This is a genomic window from Kitasatospora sp. NPDC091257 (assembly GCF_044757675.1).
Lineage (GTDB): Bacteria > Actinomycetota > Actinomycetes > Streptomycetales > Streptomycetaceae > Kitasatospora > Kitasatospora lactacystinica.
Window position 1 is genome coordinate 1 of the sequence record NZ_JBIVVI010001274.1, and the last position, 2,486, is coordinate 2,486.

At 73.3% G+C, this 2,486-nt stretch carries 3 protein-coding genes and 2 pseudogenes; all 5 read right to left on the reverse strand.

Features of this window, described 5'->3' with window-relative positions:
- Nucleotides 1-608, reverse strand: a pseudogene (locus tag ACIQOV_RS37205) (methyltransferase); the annotation flags it as partial.
- The gene (gene tgmB, locus ACIQOV_RS37210) at nucleotides 605-1,576 is read right to left on the reverse strand and encodes an ATP-grasp ribosomal peptide maturase (RefSeq protein ID WP_331768546.1); all 972 of its coding nucleotides are present in this window, start codon (nucleotides 1,574-1,576) and stop codon (nucleotides 605-607) included. The pseudogene ACIQOV_RS37205 and the gene tgmB, both read right to left, overlap by 4 nt.
- A gap of 3 nt (nucleotides 1,577-1,579) precedes the next feature.
- Complete coding sequence (gene tgmA / locus ACIQOV_RS37215) at nucleotides 1,580-1,861, reverse strand: putative ATP-grasp-modified RiPP (protein WP_401055215.1); 282 nt, start codon at nucleotides 1,859-1,861, stop codon at nucleotides 1,580-1,582.
- Nucleotides 1,862-1,968: 107 nt separating this feature from the next.
- Nucleotides 1,969-2,214: a hypothetical protein gene (locus ACIQOV_RS37220; RefSeq protein WP_331768544.1), complete on the reverse strand. Its 246-nt coding sequence runs from the start codon at nucleotides 2,212-2,214 to the stop codon at nucleotides 1,969-1,971.
- A gap of 82 nt (nucleotides 2,215-2,296) precedes the next feature.
- Nucleotides 2,297-2,486: pseudogene (locus tag ACIQOV_RS37225) on the reverse strand (hypothetical protein); the annotation flags it as partial.

Below are 2,486 nucleotides of genomic sequence, written 5' to 3' on the forward strand. Positions count from 1 at the left end.
GGGTAGGGCAGGGTGCGCACCGCGCAGGTCGCGATCAGTCGGTCGTACGGCGCGGCGGGCTTGTGGCCGGCGAGGCCGTCTCCGACGACCAGGTGCGGGGCGTAGCCGGCAGTCTTGAGGGAGGCGGCGGAGCGTTCGGCGATGTCCGGGTCGACTTCGACGCTGGTGATGTTCTCCTCGCCGAGGCGGTGGGCGCCAAGCGCGGTGGAGTAGCCGGTGCCGGTGCCGATCTCCAGGACGCGGTGGCCGTCGTGCACGTCGAGTTGCTGCCACATGCGCAGGACCAGAGAGGGCAGGGTGGACGAGGAGGAGGGGGATCCGGCGACCGGTTGGTCGGTGTCTGCGGGGTGGATGCGGCCGTCGAGCTGGGTGACGAGGGTCTGGTTGGTGTAGACGGCCTCCAGCCAGCCGTCGGTGCCTTCCAGGACCGGTTCCCAGGAGGTGGGGAAGGAGCCGGGGACTTCGCGGAAGTAGTCGCCGACGAAGGCCTCGCGCGGCACGGTTGCTGCGGCGGCACGCCAGTGCGGGTCGGTGAGGCCCTCGTCGGCGGCGAGCTGCCGGACGAGGGCTGCGCGCAGGTCCGCGGCGGCGGCGGTGATGGTGGTCATGCGGCAGGGCCCTTCTGGAGCTGGTCGGCGATCGCCGTGGCGATGGCGTCGGTGGTCGGAGGCGGGAAGAACGCCCACTGCCCGTTGCTGTTGCATTCGAGGAACCACCAGTGGCCGGAAGCGTCGACGGCGAAGTCGAAGGCGCCGTAGACGAGCCGGAAGTGCTCCAGGTAGCGGGCCACGGACCGGCGCACGGACGTGGGCACGTCGATCGGGGTGTGGGTGACCAGGTCCTGGCGGCGGCGCCAGTCCAGGTCGGGGCTGTCGATCCGGACGGCGAAGAGCTCGCGGCCCACCGCGGTCAGCCGCACGTCGTAGTCCTTGGCCAGGCGGGCCTGGAACAGGTGCGGGCAGGCGGCGACGGCGTCGGTGATCTCGTCCGGGGCGACCTCGGCGACCCAGGCCTGCACCGGCCGGCCGTCCTCGTCCGTGCAGGGCGAGTTCCACAGCGGCTTGTAGACCGCCCCGCCGGGCTGTTCGGCGCAGAAGGCGCGCGCCTGCTCGGGGTCGGTGGTGACGATCGTGTCGGGGACGGCGAAGCCGGCCACGAGCGCGGCGTCGAGCTGGGCGGGCTTGTGCTCGGCGGCCCGGATCCGCCAGGGGTGGTTCACGTAATGGGCGCCGGGCAACGCGGCGAGGACGCCCCCGACGCCCCACTGGGCCTGGGCACGGGCGAACTCGGCGTCCTGCCCGTCCATGCCGACCGGCGCGGCCCAGCCCGAGGGGCGCCGGTACCAGACCGCGCGGACCCGGTCGAGGTCGAGGGCCCGGCTGGAGGTGGCGAGGGTGCCGCGCCGGCCGGCCGCGCTGTAGCGGGCGGTCAGCACGGCACCCCGGTGGAGGTCGGCGCCGGGATCCGCGCGTACGACCCGCACCTGCCGTTCGGCCAGGATCCGCAGCACGATGTCGGCGGTCGGGTCGTAGGCGCAGGTCAGCACCAGGACCGCCGGCTGTCGGTCACCCGCCACGGTTCAGCTCTGGTCCTGGTCGTTGGACGTCACGGTGTCCACGTCGGTCGGCTGGGCCTGGCCGCCGCTCTGCCCGTCCCCGCCACCGCCGCCGGTGCTCGTCGGGCCGGTCTGGTCGGTGCTGGTCCCGTGCTTGCCCAGCTCGACGGTGCGGCCCCGCTCGTCGTGGAAGACCGCGACCTGGGTGTCCGGGTCGATGACCGGAGTCAGGGCGGGCCAGGGCGGAGCGTCGGCGAACGGGCGCATCCGGGTGGTGCCCCACGGGGCGGCGACGGCGTTCGGCATCCAGATCTCTCCTGCACGTGAAGTGTGACGCTGGCGATGCAAATGGTGACCATCAGTCATGGTGCCGGTCTGCGGGACTGCCGGCAGGCGTTTCGCCGAACTGCCGGTCAAGCTTCGGCATCGCCCTCCCCGCCGAGCACCGCCCGCGCGCCACGGCAAGGGGTGAGCGGCCCCGGAAGCGCGGCTCCGCCGAAGGCGATGTCGGCGGTGAGGGTGGAGTCGGCGATGGGCGGCGCGCCGAGGAGGATATCGACGCAGTTGTCGAGGATCGGCTGGTCGCTGTCGATGTTCAGGAGCGAGGTCCGGGAGCACCACGGGTGAGCGGCCGACGGTCGGGGCTTGGCGTTGCGCACCCCCGCAGCGCCCCCCGTAGGCGCTGGGTCCGTCCGGTGGGCATGGGCCGGCAGGTGCGGCACCCGTGCGTGGGTCGGCTGGTCAGCTGAGGTCGAACTGCCAGTACGCGATGTCGCGGTACCCGGGCGACTTCGGGGCGACCTCCACCGTGGCCGGGCCTCCGTCCTTGTCGGGCTTCACCCGTACCGGCACGGTGCGGTGCTGCTCCGTGTCGAGGGGCGGCGTGAGGGCGGTGACGGACGCGGCCCCGTCCAGGACGGTCATGCCGGGG

What these genes read in the sequence shown, in the direction of transcription:
- tgmA (WP_401055215.1), bottom strand. Translation starts at nt 1,861, where the DNA reads ATGCCGAACGCCGTCGCCGCCCCGTGGGGCACCACCCGGATGCGCCCG.